The sequence below is a fragment of the Candidatus Clostridium eludens genome, assembly GCF_045310515.1.
Lineage (GTDB): Bacteria > Bacillota > Clostridia > Clostridiales > Clostridiaceae > Clostridium_B > Clostridium_B eludens.
On record NZ_JBJHZX010000045.1, the window covers coordinates 27,114 to 30,625 of the forward strand.

Here is a 3,512-nt window from a genome sequence, read left to right on the forward strand (position 1 = left end):
TTTCTGGATTTTTTTTAGCTAATTCTCTTCTTATACTTAAGGCTTCAACATAATTTTTCTCCGCTGCTTCATAGTCATTTCTTCTCTGTTGTAAATTTGCAAGGTTGTTTAATGTCATTGCCACATCTGGCATGTAGGTTTCTAGATTTTTTTTAGCTAATTCTCTTCTTATACTTAAGGCTTCAACATAATTTTTCTCCGCTGCTTCATAGTCATCTCTGCTCTGTTGTAAAATTGCAAGGTTGTTTAATGTCATAGATTTTAATTCTACCCCTAAATCATAATAAAATTCGTTTAATATTAAATCATAATAAGAAAGAGCTTTATTGTTTTCATTTTGGTTCTGTAAATAAATTGCATATTCAAATACATTATTAAAGTTAGGGAACAACTCTATTGAATCTTCATAGTATTTACAGGTATCTCTAAATCTACTCGAACTTTCATAATTTAATGATGTAAGCTTTGCTTTTACTAAAAATTCATCAGATAAACCTGAACATTTTTTATCTACAATTTCTCTATCTATCAAAGCCCTGTTTTTATCTACATATAAATCTTCTATTTTTAAAGTTGCATCCGCTTCCTTAAGTTTGCCTTCTATAAAATATTTTTCTGCTTCTTTAAATCGTTGAGACTTAAATGGTGTTTTATTAAAAATTTCTGCTAACCTATAAACTTCAGAAATAAATGCTTGTCTTTGTTTTTCTAATTCCTCTATACGTTTTGAGGTTTCTTGTATCTCTTCTGACTCGTCAGAATTTAGTCTGCTAAGAAACTTTTTTTCTCTTTCAATGTACTTCTCTAACTTTTTATAATCATCAAATCCATAATACTTGATTATAGTATCTCCAACATAAATATTATTTGCATTAATATCACTATTACTTATAGTATTTTTACTATTATTTATAAATGACGGCTTATCTAACATGAAAATTACCATCCCCAACTACAACATCTCCACCGTTATGGATATCGGTATTAATAATAAAATTTTTACTATTTTTAACATTAATCGTTTTACCATTTTGATTTTCTTTTTTAAAATTCTCTATATATTTTATTAGCTCTTCTGCTAAGTCAGGATCTTTTTCCAAAAATTCAGTTAATTTATATTTTGCTATTCCAAGAGATTCTAAATCGTTGGGGTTTTTCTCCAGTTTACTAATAATTTCTTCATCCCTTTTATTAGATTTAAATGGTTTTTTTACAAGTTCCCAAATATCCGATCCTATACTTTTAAGTCCCCCATCTTTAATTGCTATTAATGATGGTAAAATAATTGTAAATGCTTCCTTAGCTACAGCACTGAAATCCATATTAAAATTCCTCCCTATCAAATTACATAGGCCTCTATAAATTATCCATTAATAATCATAAATTTCACCCATATGGAAATTGTAACACGGTTTTCACACTATGAACTAGATGGAAAATCAGTGTTGGATAAAATAAACGGACTTATTATTTTAACTTCTTGAAATAAGGGTATGAAGAACATAGCTATCCTGTACTGAAAATTCAATTTCTTATATTAAAAATTTATTAATAACTTCATTATAAGCTTCTTGAGCTCCAGTAATTGATAATTTTGAATATATTTCGAGGGTCTTTCTGTTTTCATGTCCTGAATATGGTTGCAGGCCTAATACCAGCGAACGTGTCACCAGGGGCAAAGTAACTTCAAAAGCAAAGCAAAACAAATGGCCGTTTTATTTACTTCACTTTTTAAATTTCTTTTTCTATGGTTTTAAGCCATTTAATGAGTAAGTATACCCAGTAAATAATTCAAAGTAAAAATACCATTACTTTTCAGCCTTTTATTTACTGCAAATATACTTAATATTTAACTGATTTAGATTTGGAATGTGCTAATTTATGTAATAGGCTTTTGAGTACATAGGAGCTACGTTTCCATTATCCCAATATAATAAGAACATTAGATCCATAAATTAGCACCTACTTTGCTCCTGGTTACACGTTTGCTGATACTAGACCTTATTGTTTACAAAATTTTACGATTACATCACTTTGTATAAGTGGACACTTTGGTAAATATGTTGTTCTTTCATATTGATTATGATAAGTCACTTCCTGTGCCACTATTTCTTTTATAATTTCGCAATAGATATCTTCATCTATTTTTCTCCGATTAACACTTCTGGAAAATGGACATTCAATGCAATTTTTAACTTTATATCTCAATTTTCTCTTAATCATGATTATTCCTCACTTTATTAAAAAATCTTATACTTTAATCAAAATAAAATTTTACTTGTCCTTCTTGGATAATTAGAGCTGCATGGAAGTCTTTTCCTGACTTACTTTTAAATCCTTTCATGATACCAGTTTTCTTATCTTTTAAAAGCTTTTTTACTGTAGATTCTGTTATAGTTTTCCCTGCTATTTTCTTACCTATAAAAAACTTACAACCTTCTTTCCACCTACTGCAACCATAACCAAATTTATTTCCTAGAATTTCACCTTGATCGCATACAGGACATTTTCCTAAACTCTGATTTTCTATACTAAAATCAAATGTGATTTTTCCATCTTTAATAATCAGAACTGCGTCAAAACTTTTTTCATTTTTACTTTTAAATCCTTTTATAACCTTCGTCTTTTTATTTTCTATAAGTTCCTTCGCCACTGATTCAGTTATATTTTTTCCTGCTATCTGCTTTCCTATAAAGAACTTACAACCTTCTTTCCATCTGCTGCAACCATAGCCCGATTTTCCAACTAAAATTTTACCTTGTCCGCATACGGGGCATACAGCTAAACTTCCATGACCCTTACTTTCTATTTTATCAATTACAACCTTATTTCCATTTTCAACTATATTACTTAATTCATCTTTCACTTTATCTATTACATTACTAATCCTTATTTCATTTCTATAAATTTTTTTAAGCTGTTTCCCAAATTCAACTGTCTTTCCCTTATCTAAATTAATATTTAACTTTTCAAGTACCTCTATAAGCTTTACACCTTTATTCTCACATTCTAAATGTCCTTTTGCTTCTCTTACATACTCATACTTTTTAACATTTTTAATTATCCCTGCCCTGGTTGCGACAGTGCCTATTTCGCAACCTTCAAGTATCATTTTATATTCTTCATCATCATTTACACTCTCTAAGTCCTCAACCTCTTTTTTCTTAAAAGGATTTTTAAGAAAATTATTTAATTCTGATTCCGTTACCCTATTAGGTTTTTGAGTTTGTTTTTCATCAACTGAGAGCTTAGTATCTAATTCCTCACCTTCTATAAAATCAGGTAATTCATTTTCTTTTTTCATATTTTCATATTTTAAGAAACCTTCTTGCTTAATTACATTTCCCTTAAGCTCTATAACTTCATCATCTATTTTTATTATTACACTTGTTTCTTCAATTATCGTTTCTTCATTTAAAAAATTACTTATAAATCTATTATAGGAATAGGTAAGGTTTTGAAGTAATCTCTGCCTTTTCCCCTCCTTCACACCGTACATGAGACTTTCGCTC

Annotated in this window: 4 protein-coding genes; all 4 read right to left on the reverse strand. The window is 28.9% G+C overall.

What is annotated here, in order from left to right; all coding sequences use genetic code 11:
- Window positions 1-934 (reverse strand): tetratricopeptide repeat protein (locus tag ACJDU8_RS21195; protein WP_406794170.1); only part of this gene is annotated, 934 nt, incomplete at its 3' end.
- Window positions 924-1,322 (reverse strand): hypothetical protein, encoded by a 399-nt coding sequence (locus tag ACJDU8_RS21200; protein ID WP_406794171.1) that lies wholly within the window; start codon window positions 1,320-1,322, stop codon window positions 924-926. The genes ACJDU8_RS21195 and ACJDU8_RS21200, both read right to left, overlap by 11 nt.
- Window positions 1,323-2,001: 679 nt before the next feature.
- A complete protein-coding gene (locus tag ACJDU8_RS21205) occupies window positions 2,002-2,223 on the reverse strand; it encodes a hypothetical protein (protein WP_406794172.1) in 222 nt (73 codons plus the stop codon).
- A gap of 34 nt (window positions 2,224-2,257) precedes the next feature.
- On the reverse strand, window positions 2,258-3,512 hold a 1,255-nt coding region (locus ACJDU8_RS21210), incomplete at its 5' end, for a topoisomerase C-terminal repeat-containing protein (RefSeq protein WP_406794173.1).

Bases quoted from the DNA above. Each gene is read 5' to 3' on its own strand.
- ACJDU8_RS21200 (WP_406794171.1), bottom strand. From the start codon at position 1,322: ATGGATTTCAGTGCTGTAGCTAAGGAAGCATTTACAATTATTTTACCA.
- ACJDU8_RS21205 (WP_406794172.1), bottom strand. From the start codon at position 2,223: ATGATTAAGAGAAAATTGAGATATAAAGTTAAAAATTGCATTGAATGT.